18 protein-coding genes and 1 pseudogene are annotated in these 19,405 nt (G+C 62.1%); 7 read left to right on the forward strand and 12 right to left on the reverse strand.

Features of this window, described 5'->3' with window-relative positions:
* The 4 genes and pseudogenes from U1738_RS18575 to U1738_RS18590 all read right to left on the reverse strand — a co-directional run.
* Positions 1-958: pseudogene (locus tag U1738_RS18575) on the reverse strand (hypothetical protein); the annotation flags it as partial.
* A gap of 500 nt (positions 959-1,458) precedes the next feature.
* Positions 1,459-1,827, reverse strand: coding sequence for a hypothetical protein (locus U1738_RS18580; protein ID WP_332790527.1), 369 nt, complete (start codon positions 1,825-1,827; stop codon positions 1,459-1,461).
* Complete coding sequence (locus tag U1738_RS18585) at positions 1,827-2,693, reverse strand: metallophosphoesterase family protein (RefSeq protein WP_332790528.1); 867 nt, start codon at positions 2,691-2,693, stop codon at positions 1,827-1,829. The genes U1738_RS18580 and U1738_RS18585 overlap by 1 nt, the downstream gene beginning before the upstream one ends.
* Positions 2,690-3,496 carry a hypothetical protein gene (locus tag U1738_RS18590; protein WP_332790529.1) on the reverse strand — a complete coding sequence of 269 codons (807 nt, stop codon included), beginning with the start codon at positions 3,494-3,496 and terminating at the stop codon, positions 2,690-2,692. Before U1738_RS18590 ends, U1738_RS18585 begins: the two co-directional genes overlap by 4 nt.
* Positions 3,497-3,872: 376 nt before the next feature.
* On the opposite strand from U1738_RS18590, the gene gntA reads away from it, so the two are divergent.
* Complete coding sequence (gene gntA, locus U1738_RS18595; protein ID WP_332790530.1) at positions 3,873-4,580, forward strand: guanitoxin biosynthesis heme-dependent pre-guanitoxin N-hydroxylase GntA; 708 nt, start codon at positions 3,873-3,875, stop codon at positions 4,578-4,580.
* A complete protein-coding gene (locus tag U1738_RS18600; protein ID WP_332790531.1) occupies positions 4,577-5,170 on the forward strand; it encodes a DUF1989 domain-containing protein in 594 nt (197 codons plus the stop codon). The genes gntA and U1738_RS18600 overlap by 4 nt, the downstream gene beginning before the upstream one ends.
* Positions 5,171-5,185: 15 nt before the next feature.
* On the opposite strand, the gene U1738_RS18605 is transcribed toward U1738_RS18600, so the two are convergent.
* The 5 genes from U1738_RS18605 to U1738_RS18625 form a co-directional block, all read right to left on the reverse strand.
* The gene (locus U1738_RS18605; RefSeq protein WP_332790532.1) at positions 5,186-6,061 is read right to left on the reverse strand and encodes an ATP-grasp fold amidoligase family protein; all 876 of its coding nucleotides are present in this window, start codon (positions 6,059-6,061) and stop codon (positions 5,186-5,188) included.
* A 141-nt stretch (positions 6,062-6,202) separates the two neighbouring features.
* The gene (locus tag U1738_RS18610) at positions 6,203-6,487 is read right to left on the reverse strand and encodes a PEPxxWA-CTERM sorting domain-containing protein (RefSeq protein ID WP_332790588.1); all 285 of its coding nucleotides are present in this window, start codon (positions 6,485-6,487) and stop codon (positions 6,203-6,205) included.
* Positions 6,454-6,714, reverse strand: coding sequence for a hypothetical protein (locus tag U1738_RS18615; RefSeq protein WP_332790533.1), 261 nt, complete (start codon positions 6,712-6,714; stop codon positions 6,454-6,456). The genes U1738_RS18610 and U1738_RS18615 overlap by 34 nt, the downstream gene beginning before the upstream one ends.
* 189 nt (positions 6,715-6,903) lie before the next feature.
* Positions 6,904-7,818: an alpha/beta hydrolase gene (locus U1738_RS18620; protein WP_332790534.1), complete on the reverse strand. Its 915-nt coding sequence runs from the start codon at positions 7,816-7,818 to the stop codon at positions 6,904-6,906.
* A gap of 298 nt (positions 7,819-8,116) precedes the next feature.
* Complete coding sequence (locus U1738_RS18625; RefSeq protein WP_332790535.1) at positions 8,117-9,313, reverse strand: DUF2252 family protein; 1,197 nt, start codon at positions 9,311-9,313, stop codon at positions 8,117-8,119.
* A 339-nt stretch (positions 9,314-9,652) separates the two neighbouring features.
* On the opposite strand from U1738_RS18625, the gene U1738_RS18630 reads away from it, so the two are divergent.
* Together U1738_RS18630 and U1738_RS18635 are read left to right on the forward strand one after the other, a co-directional pair.
* Entirely contained in the window at positions 9,653-10,420 is a 768-nt protein-coding gene (locus U1738_RS18630) for an SDR family NAD(P)-dependent oxidoreductase (protein WP_332790536.1), read from the forward strand.
* 2 nt (positions 10,421-10,422) lie between these two features.
* Positions 10,423-11,316 carry a glycoside hydrolase family protein gene (locus tag U1738_RS18635; RefSeq protein WP_332790537.1) on the forward strand — a complete coding sequence of 298 codons (894 nt, stop codon included), beginning with the start codon at positions 10,423-10,425 and terminating at the stop codon, positions 11,314-11,316.
* Positions 11,317-11,356: 40 nt separating this feature from the next.
* Here U1738_RS18635 and U1738_RS18640 read toward each other — a convergent pair whose 3' ends face one another.
* Positions 11,357-11,530, reverse strand: a complete 174-nt coding sequence (locus U1738_RS18640) for a hypothetical protein (protein WP_332790538.1) — start codon at positions 11,528-11,530, stop codon at positions 11,357-11,359.
* A 265-nt stretch (positions 11,531-11,795) separates the two neighbouring features.
* A complete protein-coding gene (locus U1738_RS18645) occupies positions 11,796-14,453 on the reverse strand; it encodes a TonB-dependent receptor (RefSeq protein WP_332790539.1) in 2,658 nt (885 codons plus the stop codon).
* A 156-nt stretch (positions 14,454-14,609) separates the two neighbouring features.
* Here U1738_RS18645 and U1738_RS18650 point away from each other — a divergent pair, with 156 nt between their 5' ends.
* The 3 genes from U1738_RS18650 to U1738_RS18660 are packed head-to-tail and all read left to right on the forward strand — an operon-like array spanning position 14,610 to position 17,775.
* Complete coding sequence (locus U1738_RS18650) at positions 14,610-15,467, forward strand: DUF6528 family protein (RefSeq protein ID WP_332790540.1); 858 nt, start codon at positions 14,610-14,612, stop codon at positions 15,465-15,467.
* Positions 15,368-16,627 (forward strand): MFS transporter, encoded by a 1,260-nt coding sequence (locus U1738_RS18655; protein WP_332790541.1) that lies wholly within the window; start codon positions 15,368-15,370, stop codon positions 16,625-16,627. Before U1738_RS18650 ends, U1738_RS18655 begins: the two co-directional genes overlap by 100 nt.
* On the forward strand, positions 16,624-17,775 hold the full coding sequence (locus U1738_RS18660) for an ROK family protein (protein WP_332790542.1): 1,152 nt from the start codon (positions 16,624-16,626) through the stop codon (positions 17,773-17,775). The genes U1738_RS18655 and U1738_RS18660 overlap by 4 nt, the downstream gene beginning before the upstream one ends.
* A gap of 259 nt (positions 17,776-18,034) precedes the next feature.
* On the opposite strand, the gene U1738_RS18665 is transcribed toward U1738_RS18660, so the two are convergent.
* On the reverse strand, positions 18,035-19,399 hold the full coding sequence (locus U1738_RS18665; protein WP_332790543.1) for a carbohydrate porin: 1,365 nt from the start codon (positions 19,397-19,399) through the stop codon (positions 18,035-18,037).
* Positions 19,400-19,405 lie beyond the last annotated feature (6 nt).

The raw sequence follows: 19,405 nt of genomic DNA on the forward strand, positions 1-19,405 counted from the left end.
GGCTCAAATTCTCGGCCAGCCCTTCGTTCAACGCCTGCGTCGTGACCTTGAACCCCCAGTTCCACACCTCGTTGCCGGTCTCGAAATACGCCTTGCCCTTGAGCGTGTCGCGGATCAGCGTCGCCATGCGCCGGACGTAATCGTCGTCGGCATTCCATGGCACCGTGAACCACGCGTCGGCCCCGGCGGCGTTGGCGATCTCGATCTGGTCCTCCAGCGGTTGGTCTGCAGTCACGTACGCGGTGCCGGGGAGCGCCCGCGTCGCCCAGGTGATCGGAAGATTGTTGTTGGCGTTCGACCAGTCGAGGAAACGGATGACGCCGTAGATCTTCATGTCATCGACGTAGCGCTGGTCGAGGCGACCGTTGGTGACGACCCCGGCCTCGCGGCAATCCAAATTGCGGAAGCTGCCGTCGCTCTGTGAAAGGTCGAACCACAACACCCCGTGCTTACCCGGCACGCCATGCGGTACCCACACGACCGTAGCGGTATGATCGCCGTAGGTGGTCTGCGACATGCCGCCGAGATAAGCGGTGCCAGCGCCTTCCCACGTGCAGGTGATCGTGGTGGACTGTCCGCTATAGACGGCGTTCGGGGCCGCCAGATAGATTCGCCCGGCCGTATTGGGATTGCCGACGCTGTTATAGCCGCCGACCACATTCATCCATTCGCTGGACCGGTAGGCGAGATTGGCCCAGATGCGCTCGGTGCCGTAGTAGATTTGCGGCACGGCGCTCACGCCGATCTGAGAATTTGACGGGCTGGGCGTTGGCGTTGGCGTGGGCTGAGGTTCCGGCGTCTTGGACGATCCCGAGCTGACGACGGAGGCGTCGTCTGCCGGCGCAGTGCTCGATCCCCCACATGATGCGAGCATCAGGGCGGCGGAGATCGTGCCGGCCCAATTCTTCGCGAACTCTCGATACGCGCGCTTTTCCGCCGAGCCGTCTGCGCTGACCATCTTAAATTCTCACTGGGTTGAATGGATTGATACATGAGGATCGATGCCCGTCGCGACGATCCAATCCTTCAAGCGGCGACGCCGCTTGATGAACACGGTGAGACGGTTGTTGGTAAGCTGACCGGATGCCCCTGCGAGAGCTGCCGAACTAAAAACGACGATGCGTCAAAGCGGTGCGATCCCATACGCACGATCCCCCTGTCAGCCCCCAAACTGTTGTTCGATGGTTTCGTAGGCGGCGACGGGAGCGAGATTAAACCCCCAAGCCTCCAGCACGTCGTCACTTAAAACCGGACTGGCGACAATTGTGTTATAAATCAGTCAAGTAGATGCATCCGCGCTGCACGTCAGCGCATTCGAGCGGCCACGGCTGCATGCGCCGCCTTCAAAATGCGTCGCTCGGGCACTGTCGGCGCAGCAGGCGCCACATTGCCTGCCGACGCGTCGTGCGTTCGCTTCAAAGCGATCCGTCTGCGCAGTCTATCCCAGGTGCCGCAGGATCAATTGTCGTAATAACTCCGGGACCGCGCCACCCGGCGGCGTTTGCGCGTTGCCAGCGCCCAACAGGTCAGGCTGACTCCGAAGACGCCCAGCGCGACCAGAGCGATCATCACCGTGTTCGGCGCGGGCGCGGCATAGGCAAAAACCAGGGCAGCCATCAACGCCGCCAAATAGGCGAAGCACGCGATCACCACCCGGGTACGTTCTCGCGGGTTGGGCGCATCGAACGGGCAGACGATCGCGAGGCAGGCCGCCGCCACTACGATTGCGGCCAGCACTGCCCAACCGACCTGATAGAGCAATGTCAAAGCGCCGACGATCAGAGACAGGATCGACAAGATCGAGGCGAACATACGCAGTCGTACCATTAAAGCCCTCCTGGGCTGGGCCCGATCGATGACGGGGTTGCTGGAGGCACGATAGCCGCTTCGGCAACGCGCGCCTGCAGAAATTCGATAGTCGCCCCTTCGAGGCGGACGGCGGTGAGCACGCCGGTTTCGTATACGCCCGTATCGATACCGATACGGTGGGGGGTTATCACCGGGTCGCCTGAACTCCAGCTATGGCCATGAACGACGACCTTGTCGAACCGGTGGTCGCGGGTCAGGAATTCCTCGCGGATCCACAGGCAATCATCGTCCGATTGCTTCGATATCGCGACGCCAGGCCGGAACCCGGCATGGACAAAGATATAGTCGCCGCATGTCTTTTTGACCGGCAATCCGCGTAAAAGATCGAGGTGGGAGACCGGCATGCGATCGCTCAGCTCGTCGCGCAACCTCCGGCAATCCGCCTCCTCGATCGCCATGGGATCGGCAGCGATCGGTACGCCGTATGAGCCGAGAGTCAGTTGGCCTTCGCGCTGCAGCCACGTCAGCTGCTCTTCGGGACGTTCCAGAAAGCCGAGCAGCATCTCTTCATGATTGCCGCGAAGCATGACGATCTCGACCGGGGCAGGACGCGACAGCCAGACGAGGGCGGCGAGCACGTCGGACGATCGCGGACCACGATCGACATAATCCCCGCACAAGATCAGCAATGCCGGCACGTCGTCCGGATTTGCCGCGATGTCGGCGACGATCGCCTCCATCAACGCCACGAATTGATCGTAGCAGCCATGGACATCGCCGATCGCATAGATGATCCTGCCGTCCGTCGATGTCGCTCGTGCGGACTGCATCGGCGGGCTGCGGGACACAGTGACGGCTTGGGCGGAGCCCGTGGCATCCGTCATTCGCCTTCGCTCCGGGCCATGCGATCCAGAGTCCGAGCCAACTGGTTATATTGCCAGATCGTACCATCTGGGTCGTCGTCCGCATCCCGCCGTGCCGCGTTCCAGCGTGCCCTGATCGTCGCCAGTTGCGCGTTCGAGACCCCGGTTCGCTGGGCGTTGTCGAAGGCCGTCCGCAACCTCGCGTCGGCATTCAGGACGTCCTGATAGATGCAGCGGTCCTCCGTGCTACCCGGCGTGCAACGGGGCAGATTCGCAAAGTCTTCACGCCGGTCCAGAACCCTTTGCACGGCACCGCCCGATCTTGCCAAAGCGGGATTCGCGTCGGCCCGTGATTTAGCAGTCGCATTAGGACGAGGTGTGGTCGTCGCACGCTCCGACGGCGTTGTCACCGACGCGCGCAAAGTCACGGGAGGTGTCGGTGTCTCGACGGCTTGCCCATCCGGTAAAGACGCATCTTCCGGCACCACCAGCGCCTGTATTTGATTGGACGAGTTCGGGACTTCCGTCGATATCCGTTTTGGCAGGGCGGAGTGTTGCTGTGGCGTTGGCTGCGATCGAGATGGTGCGGCAGTTGTGCGCTCCGTCGGACTTTCGCTGATCACATAGGCAATGGACAAACCGGCCGCGGCAATGATGACCAACGCGGGTGCCGCAAACATCATCAATCGCCGCTTTGGATTGGCATTTTCAACAATCGCGCTACGCCCATGGAGAGTTGCACTCGCCAGCGTACGACCGGCAAGCGGTGCGAAGATCCGCGCCATGTCCGCTGCCGCCGCACCATTTGTAAAACCATCCGGCATATCGATCCTAATTCACTGTCTAGTGTCGGGTTACCCGGCTGTATCCGCCCTGAACTGGATGCTTAGCATGGGCCGGGCTGCAAGATGCGCCACCTAAATCTTCATGTGTCTCAACACGAAACAGATCGTATTAGAGGGTGCTGAGCGGGAGGGTGCAAGTTTGCGGAACACCATCGTGTCACGCGGCGTTATTCTCAGACCAGCTTTTTCGCTGGCTCAGGCATCTGACCGCTTGTCATCGATTTGATGGGTACGCCGGATGTCACCACTCGCGGCTACCGCTGGTATTTGAAAACGCGACGGCTCGGTCCTCGGATTGATTAGGATCAGCTACCTTTTCTGGAACGCTCGGATGTCGCCGAGAGTCTTCATCCCCATGCCCGTTCCTGAAACACCTTTGTACCGGTGGCGACACAACGCCCAGACAGAACTCGAAGCGCTGATGCATACGCACGTCGCTGATCCGTCATTTCCATGCGTGGGCGCAAAGGCCGCGCTCGCCAAGGGGACGCTTCAGGTCTTGGCATGCAACCGCATCGATAGCGGATGGGACGATTTACGAATCCATGATGGTCTGTTGCGCTTCGCCTCGGCGTATAAAGAGGAGCCATCGCTTTTCCGGAGCTTCGCCGTCGTATTCGAAGGCCCCGAAAATCTCTCCGAGGCAGCATTCGAGACGGAACTCTGGAAGCGTGTGCAGTCGATTTCCGACAAGGACGTTTGGCGTGGCCAGACGTATGACGATGCGGTGAGCAACGATCCGGAAAGCCCGCATTTTTCGCTTAGCTTTGGCGGCGAGGCTTTTTTCATCGTCGGATTACATCCGAACGCCAGCCGGCCCGCACGCAGATTTCCTCATCCTACAATGATTTTCAACCTGCATGACCAGTTCGAGACCCTGCGGGCTCAGAACAAATACGAGACGATGCGAGAGAAAATCATGTCTCGCGACGAGGCCCTGGCGGGCACGAGAAACCCTATGCTCGAGCGACATGGCGCAGCCAGCGCGGCCCCACAATATTCCGGGAGACATGTCGATGATAACTGGAAATGCCCTTTTCACTATAGCGGCGCCCCAGGGTGAGTGAGACGATCGAAATCCCGGAACGCAGCGGCACGGCTTTCGCCATCAAGAAGGGCGAGTTGCTCTTCGTGATCGACCCTCGGGGTGAGCAGGTCGCGGATATGCTGGCGTTCGATCAGACCGATACCGGCCATGTGATCTCGTCCGGCCGCACTCTCGATTATGCCGAGACGCTCTATCTGACGAAAGGGCACACTTTATACTCGAACCGCAGTCGCCCCATGCTGGTGATCGAACAAGACACGGTGGGGCGGCACGATTTCCTGCTGACGCCGTGTTCGTACGATACGTTTCACCATTTCTATCCGTCGCTCCAGCCACATCGTGGCTGCTTCGGCAATCTGGCGGCAGCGCTGGCGAAATATGGCATTTTGCCGGATCAGATTCCGGTTGCGTTCAATTGCTTCATGAATGTGCCGATTGATGGCACAACCGGCAAACTGACCGTGTTGCCTCCGCTAAGTCGTGCTGGGGATCGCATCGCGTTTCGGGCCCAAATGGATCTGATCATCGGCCTGACCGCCTGCTCGGCACCGGATAGCAACGGCGGTACGTTCAAGCCGATCCACTATTGTATAGAAGGCAATTGAGAGCGGAAAAGGCGGTCAGGCCACTGTCGGGTTCAGAGCCGGATTGGCGGCTTTCGCTGCCAGCCTGGTGCCACCAGCATTCAGCCACAGGTCTCCAAGTTCCGCGTCCAGCGACGCGGGGTCGAAAGGATCGAGCCCGGACCCGGGATAGAAGCAGATCTCGCCAAATAAGGGTTGTCGGGACGGCTGGTAGAAGTCCACGCGGGCAAAGGAGAAGCCACGTGCAAGATCCTCCGCTCCGGCGATCATGTCCTTGAGCGCCGAGGGTCTGGCGATTTCTTGGCCGGCGTTGGAAATAGGCTTCCAATTGGTGTCAAAAGCCGTCCAGCGATGCTTTTCAGCACGATCGAGATGAACCTGGACGTGGCTGACCCTTCCATCAAAAACATAAAATTTATAGTCGATCGGCAACTTACTCCCGACGCCGATATGAGGCTCGACGAGGAGGCCGCGAGGTATCTCGGTGTACAGCCACTCGTCGAGCCAACGACCATAGGTTTGCCTCATCCAGTTCGCGGATCGCGACCGAACATTCTGCCAATCGGCCGATGGATCTGAAACAAAGGCATTCTGGTTGCAGCCATGCCGGGATTTTACGACGATCGGTCCTTCCCACTGCGGATGATCTGGCAAAGAAGAGCCGGACCAAAGCAGGGGTATTACCCATTGGCTGCCGAGCCGATCGGCAACCAGATTCTTGACGGCAACCTTGTCGGCCATGCCGGGCATGCGATGGTCGCGATCGCGCAATTTGCGAGCTTGGACGAGCTCGGTAAACAGCTTGGGGTTTGATAGATTGGGCAGCCGCCCATGTCGCCAGAGATACGTCAGCCTGATCCGCGCAAGCGAAAGAGGATCATCGTTGGCATTGGCCGGCGTTTCACTGAACATCGAGCCATAGCGTTAGCGGTCAAATGTTGTTCCACCTGCGAATCAAACGCAGTCGCATCGAAAATTCGATCGAGACTGAGAAGACAAAAAGGCCGCTTCCCTTTCGAGAGGCGGCCTTTGATTAATGTTGCGTAGCCATCTTTATGCGAAGGTAACCGCCGTCCTCACCTTGCGGCTACGAACTGCTGCCCCGATCATGCCAAAACCGAGGATCATCATGCCCCACGTCGTCGGTTCGGGTACCGTGCCGGCTGCGATCGTGATCTGGGCCGGACCGGAAGTGATGCTGGACAGGTTGAACGTCCCGAAGTTGAAGACTGGCTTATCGTTGACGATAGTGAACAGGTCCGGCCCGCCATATTGGGTGAAACCGAGTGCAGTGCCGCCGATATTCAGCTGGGCGAAGATATTCGTTCCGAAGCCAATGGCAGCGTTTCCTGCGGCACTCCGAAAATCCCCGAAACATTATTGAACGAAATCTGATTGCCAAAGGCGCCCACACTGAAAAAGTCAGGCACGGCCGCTGAATCGATCATGAAGGTCGCACTTTTACCACCGCTCAGTTGAAACAGAATTGGTGCGGCCACAGCCGGAATTGCGGTCAGCGTGGCAGCAATAACTCCGCATGCTAGAAGGATCGTTTTACGGTTCATTTCGCGGTCGCCCTTTGTGATCGGAGAGCGAGGAGAAATATTCGCCTCGTCAGTTCTCGCGATTTCTATCCGCAACCTTCGTGGTCACGCAGGCGAGATACGGTGGCCGATGAAAATGGCTGCGTATTTTGTTAACTATAATTTGGCGCGAACAATTCTGTCGGAATCCTTTTCGCTACGGCCGCTCAGCTATTTGGTGCCTGGCGGCATCTCCCGGTTCAGGAATGCCGCGGTGTGGTCCAGAACCGGCCCCTTGCCCCGGAACGGCTTGGACAATGCCATGACGATGTTTTCGTGGCTGAGCCCCGGATAGTCTTCGTGCAGAACGCTGCCACCCATCGCCTTGATCCGGGCGGTGAGGTTGATCGCATTGTGGGCGCGAACCTGCACGTCGTCGCCGGCCGAGATCAGCAACATCGGCGCTGCGTCGCCGCGGGCGAAATGGATGGGCTGGGTCATCACCGGATCCGCTGCACCGCGCATGGCCTCGGCAGCGCGCTGTACCGTGAAGGGGTAGAAGTCGTAAGGCCCGCACAGCCCGACCGCCGCCTTGATGATATGCGGGTCGACGTTCTCGGCGCGCAGCCAGCGCGGATCGAGTGTCAGCATCGCGACGGTGTAGGCCCCCGCCGAATGGCCGGCGAGGGCGATGCGGTTGGGGTCTCCACCATACTCGGCGACATGATCGCGCGCCCACCTGACCGCTTCGGCGCCGTCCTGCAGAAATGCGGGAAAGCGCACCTGCGGTACTTTGCGATAGTCGGGTATGACAGCGACAAAGCCTCGGCTCGCCAAGGCTCGACCGGCAAAGGCATAGGCCTCGCGCGATCCATGAGCCCAGCCGCCGCCGTACCAGAAGATCACCACGGGCAGGTTCTTCCGCGGTCCACCGGACGGTTGCCAGACGTCCAGCGCCTGGCCGTGGGTGCCGAACGGCACGCCCGTGCCGGTCCGGTGCGTACCCCGGCCACCTCCGACCATACCGTCGAGAAAGCTAAGCAGACCTGGCGGCGAGGTCAGGGCGGCGGCGGCGGCCATGGCTGCTATAATCACCATGATGATGAGACCGGTGATCCGCCGTGTCGTCAGCACGATCGTTGCCATCCACGCACGGATGACCCGGATTGACCGCAGCGGTTCATATCGTCTCTCCCATCGTCGTACGCTGTTGATTGTGCAGCTAAGCCTCAAACGCCCCAGTTCCGCTCAAAGCGCCACATGCCATTCGTTTGCCGTAATACCAACGTGAGTGCTCGCGTTCACTTCGCCTGATGCGAGGCGCGGGCAAGGAGAGCCGCTGGTCCAAAGGCCGGCGGCTTGCGTGGACCGCCGATCGGTCGTGGGCGTCTGCGATCGGGTCAAAATGCTCGCAGCACAGACCAATACCGCCCCAGATTATAGCTTAGAAGTTTTCGCCATTCACAGCGAAGCGGCGGCAATGTTCGAGATAACCGACTTCATGAGCCCCGGCCATGGCGACGATCGCTTGCCACAGCCATGATGACGCATCGAGTTCGCCGTCGCGCGCCATCAGCTTGTCGCGCCATGCCAGTCTGGCCTTGTCGCTCAACTGGCGAGCGTGCGCCTCGCCGACCACGAACGACAGATAGGACGCGGCGGCGATCGCTTCCTTGCGACTGAACTGATCGACCTCGATCTTGAGGTCCTGCGGTGCCAGTTCGCGTAGCACGACGGGCTTGCCCAGCAGCCGCGCGGCGATCATCCGGTCGCCGAGGTTGGGCGACAGGGCCTTGGCACCGGCAAGCACGCGCTCGGCCGAATCTTGCGGCATCGCCGTCCTGGTGGCGATCGGTACGACCGAGGGGATTGCCTCCTTGATGTCGACCAGCGCCAGACGTTCATCCTTCGCCTTTCCGTTCGAGATGCCGATAAGCACCGCGAACCTCAGGCGCCCGAGCGAGCTGCACCCCTTCCGCCAATACGCCGCGTCGATCACCCGAAGGCTGCCGTCGTCTGCCGCGCCGGCCAGCTCCAGGCTCCGTGCGCGAACCGATTCATCGGCGAACAGCGCGACGATCGCATCCTTTTCGGCGCGTGCGAGCTTCCAGAAGCGCTTGTTATGCGGGATGTTCGGCGCGACATCCTCGAGACGATCCTTCGCCAGATGCCGCCACCGCCGGCCGATCGCCTCACGCCTCACCGACCGTACGACATCGGGTTCGCGCGGATCGTCGTCGATGGTCGGGGTAAGCGCCCGGATATATCCATCGATCATCGCCTCGATCATCTGGGCGGTCGTCACGCCCGGCAGATCGGAACTGCGCGCTGCGGTTTCGAGCGACAGGCCAAGGCGGATGAGGTCGTAGGCGGGATTGGCGATCACGGTCTGGTCGAGATCGCGGATCTGGATATCGACGCAGTGATCGGCATCGGCCACCGGCCCCAGATTGCCGAGATGACAATCGCCGCAAATCCACACGGCCGGACCCTTGGGAATGCTGGCGGCAACGGGGGACGCGTCGAGCCATTCGTAGAACTGCGCCGTGTTGCCGCGCACATAAGCGTGGACCGACCGCGCCATCTTGAGCGCGCGGCTTCGCGCCAGCACGGCCGAGCGTTCGTCGGGAGCTACGGCCATGGGCTGACTTTCAAAGCGGGGAAGGCAAAGGATCGGCGTGCCCCTTATCGACGATCGTGTCACGACTACGAGGACCGAAGCGCGCAGGCAATCGCCTCACAAGCCCGTGCAAAAGTGTAGCGATTTTCTCGACTACGCTGTGCCCGCGATGATCAGGCGTCGTTCCTTCGCCGAAGGCGCGGCGACAAAGCCGCCGACAGGATGCTTCGTTACCCTGCTCGACCGGGAGTGGGGCAATCTTCCAAACATGAAGACAACGACACGTCGCTGTTCGTTCGGCGTCATCATCAATCTGGTAGCGCGTCGCCGATCCCCCGGCGATGAAACTGGAAACAAGATATGTTCGATAGCGCGGTGGCAATCGTAACCGGTGGAGAATCAGGTATCGGCGCGGCGTGCGCCACAAAATTGCGGGCGGCCGGTGCGCGGGTCGCAATCACCTATTATCGCGATGTGGCCGCAGCCGAGAAGATCTGCGCGGCCATTGGCGGCAAGGACCGGGCAATCGCGGTTCAGACCGATGTGGCCGACGAAACGGCCGTGGGCAAATTGTTCGACACGGTCGAGCAGGCGTTCGGCATCTCGACGTTGCTCGTGAATTCGGCTGGCCTCAACATGAGCGGCATCAACCTGGTGGATATGGAACTCACCCAGTTCGACCGGGTGATCCGGTCCGATCTCTACGGCCCATTCCTGACATGCCGCCGGTTCGTCCGTGCGATCGAGGCCAAGGGCATGACCGGACGGATCGTCAACATCTCCTCGATCCACGAACGCGCGCCGCGCCCGGGTGGTGTCGATTACGATTCGGCCAAGGGCGGCCTCGCGCAATTGACCGCGACGCTCGCGCTCGAATTGGCACCAAAACGCATCGCAGTGAACGGCGTGGCACCGGGCATGATCCTGACCCCGATGAACCAGTCCGCACTCGATCACCCGCAGGAGCTGGCGGCGAAGGAAGCGGCGATTCCGTGGCGGCGGGCCGGGCGGCCGGACGAGGTCGCCGATCTGGTCGCATTCCTGCTTTCCCCGGCGGCGGATTATATCACCGGCACGACCGTCACGATCGACGGCGCCTTGTCGCTGACCGTAGCGCAGGGGGCCTGAACATGGTCACGTACGCTGTCGAACAGCTGGACGACGTCGCCTTGGTCGGTGGACCGCTCGGCAAGGGCTTCGACCTGATGAGCCCGTTCGTGTGGCGCGAAGGCGGTGGATACCGCATCATGGTGCGCGGGGTGCCGTGGCCGCTCGGGCCGACCGATCCGACCGGCATCATCGCCGGCGGGCACAGTTCGGACGGGCTGACCTTCGAGATGCAGGACAAGCTTGCGATCGTCCCCGGTCCAGACCCCGACGATGCGGGCGGATGCGAGGACCCCACCGTCGTCGTGCTGCCCGACGATCGCTTCCTGGTCTATTATACCGGCGTCGATGCGGCACGTACGCAGGGCGCGATGATCATGGCCGAGGGGCCGAACCTCGATTCCCTGGTCAAGTCGAAGCTGGTGCTGAAGGCGCCGCCCGACGAGGGCAATATCAAGGAAGCGACCCTCGCCCAGACCTCTACCGGCGAATGGCGGCTGTTCTACGAATACGCCGCACATGAGGCATCGCGGATCGGCATGGCCGGCGGCCCGACCCCCGAAGGCCCGTGGACCGTGCTGCCCGATCCGTTCGGCATCCGCGAGGACAGCTGGGATAACTGGCATCTGTCGACGGGGCCTATGACGATGATCGACGGGCAGGATCCGGTGATGTTCTACAATGGCGCGACGCACGACGCGCGCTGGCGGATCGGCTGGATCAGCTTCGACAGGGATTTCAGCCGCGTCACCGGGCGCGGGCTGGAGCCGATGCTGGTCCCGCCGCCACCGACGCACCGCGATTCGACCGACATCGCCTTCGCTGCTTCGACAGTGATGGAGGGTGATCTAATAGCGCTCTATTTCTCGCTGGAGGATCGTATCCTGCGCCGTGCCCTGATCCGCCGTTACGGGTAGATGGCGCACCGATCCCGCCGGATATCGCAAACGGCTGCTGTCACGTAAAGATGACGATGGCGACCCCCGCGATCGAGAGAGCCACGCTGAGGATGACCAGCCACTTGAGCTGCGGCGAATGCCTGGAACTGGCGCGGTGGACCGCCACGAGCAAAAGGGTCGTGCTGAGAAGGACAAGGGCACTGCCGACAAGATCGCCCTGGTTTTCGCTCATCGCTCGTCCACTCGTTACCCTGTGCATAGGTTACGAAGTCAAACCTGACCTCGTGGTGACGTTTGTATGAACGGCGCGGTAGGCTGGTCGTTGGTCACGAAGGCCTTGCGGATCGTAGAAGCCAACCGCCAACCCTCTAATGAGCGGTGCACTTGCTCTGACAGCGTGGGCGGCAGCGGGGTCATCGTCGCCTTTCGTAAACACGCGCCGCCTCCGCCGATGACTGCCTCTATGCGCTACACACTACGATCCCACGCCTGACGGATCACAGCTTGACCAACGCGCCGATGAAGTAGCTGGCACCATTGTTCAGTTCCTCGCGGAGCAGGCCGAAATTCGGGCCGAATACCCGCTGCGGCCGTTCGTTGGTCAGGTTCTTGCCCTGGACCACGACGGTAAGGTGGCGGCTGAACGTCCAGCGGAGCTGAGCATCGATCACGTCGCTGGCGGCTAGACGCCGGTCCTGCAGCGCGTCCGTGGTCGAGACCGAGAACAGCAGTGGCGAGGTATGGTTATAGGCCAGCTGCGCGGTGACCGAGCCAACCGTGTAGAATAGCTTGGCGTTCGCGACGACATCGGCGGATTCGACCAGCGCCGAAAGCTGACGCAAATTGGCCGGATTGCCGTTCATCGCGACCGACAGCGGCGCCGTATCGAGCAGGGTGACGTTGGCGGACGCGCCAAGACCGGCGAGCGGGCCGGGCAGAAACGTCATCCGCGCGACGACCGCGTTCAGTTCGATGCCGTTCACCCGGGCGGTCCCGGCGTTGATCGGCTGGGTGGTCGTAACGATCGTCGAGACGCCGTTGATCGTTTCGGTCGTCTGGTTGGCGGTGGTGATGATCTCGTTGCGGATCACCTTGCGGAACAGCGCGGCGGACAACAACGTATCGCGATTGGCGTAATATTCGACCGACAGATCGAAATTGTCCGACAGGCGCGGTTTCAGGTCGGGGTTACCACGCGTGATCGAACGGATGCCGAGCGTATCGCTGACCGTTTCGCGTTCGGCGAGGTCGCTATAGTTCGGCCGTCCGAGCGACCGGTTATACGCCGCCCGCACCCGCAATTGCCGGCTGGCGTCCCAGTCGAGCGACGCCGAGGGCAGCCAATAGCCATAGGATTGCGTCGACTGGATCGGCGTGAACGTCGTCACACCAGCCCGCACATTGCCCCGGTTGGAACGCGTGGTCAGATCCGTCGCTACATAGCGGACACCGGCATCGGCGCGCAGCGCGTCGGTGGCGATGCGCGCCTGCACATAGCCCGCATAAGTGTCTTCGGTTAGCTGGAAGTCCGACGCCTGATTGCGGACCGCGTTGGTGGCGTTGAGCGTGTATCCCGATGCGTTGGCGTCGAAGAATGTCTGCGCGGCGCTCGGATCGACCAGCAGGATCGGCGTGCTGCCGCCATTGTAGACGGTGATCGTGGTGGGGCTGGCGACGCTCGATAACAGGAAATTGCTCGTCGCCCGCGGCTGATAATTGCTTTCCGCGAAATCGTAGCGGCGATCGACGAAGCGGACGCGGTAGCCGACAGCCAGGCCGAAGCCGCGATCGTCCGGCGCGCCGTTCCAGGCGGCATTGCCATATCCGGTCAGCGCCTCTTCGCGATTGTCGTCCGAATTGGTGCCGAACTCGAACTGGCGGTAATTGGCCGGATCCGCAGCAAAAGCGGGGTTGGCGAGGTTGAACATCGCAAAGCTGCCGGGATCGATCGTATAATTGTAGGCGAGGTTGCTCGTGTTGGCGATCCGGTAGGTCGCGAGCCGAGCGTCCTGACGATAGGTGGCGACCGCCAGGTTGACGCCGCCGTCGAATACCAGCCGATCGGTCGCGCGCAGTTCGGCATGACCGTCCACATAGCGAATCCGGCGTTTCTGGTTGAATTCTGCGAGATCGACCTGACCGTTGGCGACCGCGACAGATCCGCTGGTCGGGGTGACATTGGTCGGCGTACCGCTGAGGATAACGATGTTGCTTTGCCGCTCCTCGTCGTTGGAATGGCGAAAATCCGCGGCGGTGAGCGCAGCCTTGAACCGTTCGTGGTCGTCGAACTCCAGCTTGCCGAACACGCCGTAACGTTCGCGGACATTGTCGTAATGCAGCCAGCGGCGGCGATCGGGCACGACATTGGCCTTCGACACGTCCTGCGTCAGCTGGTTCAATCTCGCGCCGGTGCTGGGATCGAGATAAAGATAATTGTCCGTCGCGGAATTGAGCGAGGCAGAATCGCGGCGAAAATAGCTGCCCGACACGACGAAGCCGAACTGGTCGTTGGAACCGAAGGTGTCCGACACGACCAGCTCGGCCTGGCCCGACGGCCCGGCCTTCCGGCGCGCCTGCTTGTAATCATAGGTACCGATATCGGCGCGCCCGCCGACGAACAACTCGCCATTGCCGTCGAAGGCACTTCGCGTGCGCAAGTTCGCGGTGCCGCCGATCGCATTGCCGTCCATGGCCGCGGTGCGCGTCTTGTACACCTCGACCCGCGAGGCGAGCGACGAAGGGATCACGTCGAGCGAGACGTTGCGACGATTGATCTCGTTGGCTGGTAGCGAGACGCCATCGATTTGCACCAGATTGTAATCTGCGTTGAGGCCACGGATCGACAGGAATTGCGCCTCGCCCCGCGCATTGTTCTGGATTGCTGAGACGCCGGGAACCCGTTGCAGCGCCTCGCCCAGGCCGAAATCGGGAAGCGTCCCGATCTCGTCCCCGCTGATGCTGTCGGAAATCACGGCGATCTCGCGTTTCGCGGCGATCTCGCGAACCGACTGGAGCCGCGCGCCGGTTACGACGATCTCGTCTTGGGGCGCGGCATCAGCAGGTGATGGATCGACCTGAGCGAACGCTGGCCCGGCAAGAAGCGTAGATCCCAGCAACGATAGCAGCAGGCGTTGCGAAGAATTTGGAATCGTCATGTGTCGTCCCCGTGAATGCATCAGTCCCAAACATATTTATTCACCTTAAGTGAGATATTTGTGACACAATCGCGCGTTAGAGGAATTCATCGTGGAGCCAGGACGGAGAACAAGACCATGTCGCTGTACCGGTTAGTAATTTTTTCGGCGATATTCATGATGGGGCCAGCGAATGCGGCACCCGGCGCGGCGCTGCTCTACGCCTGCGGCGACGATCAGGTGCGCGAATATGCGGTCGATAGCGGCGACAAGGCGAAGGAAGTATGGCGATGGACCGCCGCTCAGGCGACCGATCTCCCGGCATCTTACCGTGAAACGTTGCTGACAAGGATCGACGAGTGCAAGCCGGTGGATGGCGACCGGGCGATATTGGCAACGTCATCCACCGGCGGAGTGGTGCTGATCGACCGACGGACGGGCAAGGTGCGGTTCCGGGCGACCGCGCCGATGGCGCATTCGGCGGATCTGCTGCCCAACGGTCGCATCGCGGTAGCGCTGTCGATTCACGCCGCCGGCGATCGATTGGAAGTGTATGATATCGCCCGGAGCGAATGGCCGCTATTCCATCTCGATCTGCCATCGGGACACGGGGTCGTCTGGGATGCCACCCGCGCCACGCTGTTCGCACTGTCACGCGACCATCTTCAGACGTTTGCGTTAAAGGACTGGAACAGTGCCGCACCTTCGCTGGTCGAAACTCATCGCTACGACTTGCCGGGGGAGCGTGACGGCCATGACCTGTCACACGATGCCGCGACCGGCGACTATATCGTGACGACCGCCGAAAGCGTCTGGCGGTTCGATCCCGAGTCGGGCACATTCGCAGCGTTTGCGCCCCTGGCGGCCTTGCCGCGCGCCAAGGCGGTTTCGTTGACGCAGCGGCGCATGGCTTGGGTGCAGGCCGAGGAAAGCTGGTGGGCGCATGGCTTCACCGTGGCTGGCCGTACCGGCGGCGCTGCGATGCGGACGGAGACGCCGGGGCTGCACCTCTACAAGGTCCGCTGGGTGCGGTGAGTCCACGCGGCATCCATACGGCCTATTATGTGGCGCATACGGCCAAGAGTCTGTTGTGGACAGCCAGCGACTTGGTCACGATCTACGCGCTGGTCAAACTGCACGGGCTGGATCCGGGGTTCGCCGGGTGGATATTCCTGATCGGGCTGGCAATGAACGCGCTCGCCGATCTGGCGGTCGGCGCGTGGCTTGACCGGCATCCGGAAGGAACGCCGCGCCTGGCTGGTGCCGGCCTTGCCATCGCGGCGCTTGCCTTTCCCCTGACCGTGCTGGCCGCACCGCTGGGATGGAGCGCGTTGCTTGCCGCGACTTTCGTCTTCCGTATCGGCTATGCCGCCTATGACGTGCCGCACAATGCGCTGCTGTCTCAACTGGCCAAAGATGCCCGTGCGACCACGCGCCTCTCGCGCGGGCGCACGCTCGGCACCGGCGCCGCGGCGGCAGCGGTCGGCCTTGGGTTGCACCTGATCGATGGCGCTGCAGGGATAGCGTGGCTGCTTTGGGGGCTCTCCACTGCCGCCTTGCTAGGGGGCATGGCGCTGTTGCCGTTGCTGGTGCGGAGTCCGGCGGCACAGCGATCGTCCGCGATGGCGGCCGGGCCGGGACTGCCCTGGCGCTTTCTCACGGCGAGCCTGCTGGGCATCGTGGCGCTTGGTGCTTTCGCCAAGGGTGTCCTGCACCTGCCCGCCACCGTTTCGCACGCCGGTGTCGGCATGACCCTGATCCTGCTCACCGCAGGGCGGACCGCCGCGGCGCTCCTGCCGCTTCGCTTCATCGACGCACGGCGCGGGTTGCTGCTGCTCGCGGCATGGTATCTCGGCGCGGCGATGTTCGTAGTGCCACTGCTGCGGCTGGGCGGCTGGATGCTACCGCTGGGGCTCGGCCTGATGCTCGGCATGACCAATCTGATCGGCTGGGCGCTGCTGCCGCTGCTGGCAAGAGGCGCACGCAGCTACGGCCTCTACACCATGGCCAGCAAGCTGGCGCTGGGTGCGGCGGGCCTGGCGATGACGGCCACGCTGGGACGAGGCACGACGTTCGCGGCAGATGGATTGTATATGCTGATCGCCAGCGTGATTTTGGCATGTGCGGCAGCCGCGATATTGCTGGTCATGCCCCGCTTGACAGGACGTTCGTCAGCAGGCGGAAGGCGCGGATGACCGCCCGTTTTGCCGGCGCCTTTGCGCGCAACTTCCTCCGCGCCGACGGCCACCGCACCGCGACCGCGAACGAGCGAGTGATCCTGACCATCTTGTCGAAACAGGGGGCGGCCTCGCGCGCCGATCTGGCGCGCGCGACAGCGCTTGCGCCGCATTCGATCGGCCGGCTGATCGAGCCGCTGATCGACCGCGGCCTGATCGTGGAGGGCATTCCGGAGGTCGCAGGACGCGGAAAACCGAGTATCAAGTTGCGTCTGGTACCGGATGCCGCCTTTTCGGTCGGCCTGTCGGTCATGACGGACGCGGTGACGCTGGTGCTCATGGACCTTTCGGGCGCGGTTCGCGCATCGGCCTCTGCTGCGTTGGAGCAGATCGCCATCGCGCCAGCCGCCGAGCAAATCGCTGGGATGATTGCGGAAGCGACCGATCGGGCCGGGTTCGACCAGGCCCGCCGGGTCGGCATCGGGGTCGGCGTCACCGGCTATTTCATCGGCGATGGCGCGCGCCTCAACCCTCCGGAGCAACTCGATCCCTGGGCATTGATACCGCTCGACACGCTGCTGGCCGAACGGCTGGGCGGACCTTTATGGGTCGACAATGACGGCAATGTGGCCGCGGTGGGCGAAGCGATGCTGGGCGCCGGTCGATCGGTAAGCGATTTCGCCTATCTCTATTTCGCGGCGGGGTTCGGCGGCGGGGTGGTGGCGGGCGGCGTACCGTTGCGCGGCGTTCACGGCAATGCCGGCGAGTTCGCCTCGATCCTGCCGGCGAGTTGGCCATCTCCCAATCTCGAGAACCTCCGACACTATCTAGCGGAGCGCGGCCAGCACTTTGCCGATCTCCACGCGATGCTCCGCGATTTCGATCCCGCCGCCTCCGTTATCGACGACTGGCTCGAATTATGTGGGCCAGCACTCGACCTAGTGGCGTCCGCCATCTCGGCGACGCTCGATCCCGACCTGATCGTACTTGGCGGACGGCTGCCGCCGGCGCTGGCCCTGCGCATCGCCGAGCGAATGCGCTTCACCAATCCTGAACGCCGCGCGCATCGCCGCCCGGTGCCGCGCATCGTCCCCTCGAAGATAGGCAGCGACGCCGCCGCCATCGGTGCCGCAATGCTGCCGATGCGTGCCGCCTTTTTCAGCTAGGGCCGATCGACCTTCAGGTATGCTGCATTTTCGCCTCTCCAACCATCGTCACCCCGGACCTGTTTTCGGCGTGACGGCATATTTCGGGTGAACAGCCTGAATGTCGATCGGCCCTAGCCCTGCGATGCTTCAATCCAGTTTGAAAACTCAACGGCCCAAATGCCAGCGATGCGCTGCGATAAGACGGAAGGATGCGCCGCGATATCGCCTGTCAGAGGGATGTGCGAAGAGCCGGTCTTAAACGCATCTCCCGTTCGCCCTAACGATTGAAGAGCTTCATCGCATCGATCGTGAATTTGAAGCCAACGACGAACGCATCGGGAATATCGGTTACGCGCGTCGGGGCGCCGGTCTGGTCGGGATGCAGAATATATTGCAGATTGGGCGATATACGGATCGCCCGGCCTAGTTGCGCGCCATAGGTGAGTTCCATCATGATCTGGTTGCGGCGCACGGTCGGCTGGCCGCCGGCCGCCACGCGCAGCGCGTTCATCCGCTGGATGGCGAGATCGCTGAAGCGCTGATCGTTGATGACGAAGCCCACGGTATCGGCGTCGCGTCCGGCGAAGGTGCCGTTCTGCACCAGTCCCAGTTCCAGGAAGCGGCTTTCCTCAATGCGGCCGGACAGGTTGGTCATGGCGACGCCGAACACCGTCAGCCCGCGCTGCGAATTCGGATCGGGCCGGGTCAGCGTCTGGTCGAACCGCACATAAGCACCGCTACGTCCCTTGAGCGTCCGGGCGGGGCGCCCGGTCAGCGCGGCGCTACCGCCTTGGGTATCCAGCAGCGGATCGGCATAGTCGCCGCGGTCGATCCAGCCGCCCAGGATGAGGTGGCGCGGCAGGCGCGCATTGGTGTAATCCGATTTATAGCCAAGCTCGAACGGCACGATGAAGCCGGTGCCGCCCCTGAAGCTCAGGCTAAAACCGTCATCGTTGGGCCGCTTGCGATTGGGATTGACCTCGTAGATGCCGGCATGCGCGAACCAGTTGCTGTCCACGGTCAGCATGGCCTTCGCCATCCAGCTGGATGCCGGAAAATAGGTGAAATTGCTGTTCTTGAACACGAAGGTGGGATTGCCGCACGCCGAGTTCGACTGAAAATGACAGTAGAGCGGCGAGTTCAGGAAATGGATGTTGGCCTGGCTCTTGCCCACCTCGATCGCCAGCGCGCCATCCAGCAGCTTCTGCTCGTAGGTCAGGATGGCGAGATGGGTGTTCTGGGTGCCCCAGATTTCCTGCACCGACGTATTGTTGCCGATCGCGATGTTCGACAGATTCTCGCCATGACGGTTGGTGACGGCGACATGCACCGCGCCGCCCGAAATACCCGCGATCCTGGCCAGATCGAGATCCACGCCAGCATAGATCTGCCCCGCATAAGCCGCCTTCTGGCGCACGCCGCCGGTGGGGTTCGCCGCCGCTTCGCCGGTATAGTTCAGCGACAGGGTGATGCCCTTATCGGCCAGCGGCTGATCGTGATCCGGTGTGACGGTGGCCTGGGCAGGGTCGCTGACGGCGATCGCCTTCGCGACGGCCTTCGGATCGACCTGGGCATGGGCTGGAGACATAACTCCCCCGATCCCCGCGGCGGCCAGCGCCACGAGACTTTTCTTCGCAATCATCGTCGG

The organism is Parasphingomonas caseinilytica (assembly GCF_036663755.1).
Taxonomy (GTDB): Bacteria; Pseudomonadota; Alphaproteobacteria; order Sphingomonadales; family Sphingomonadaceae; genus Sphingomonas.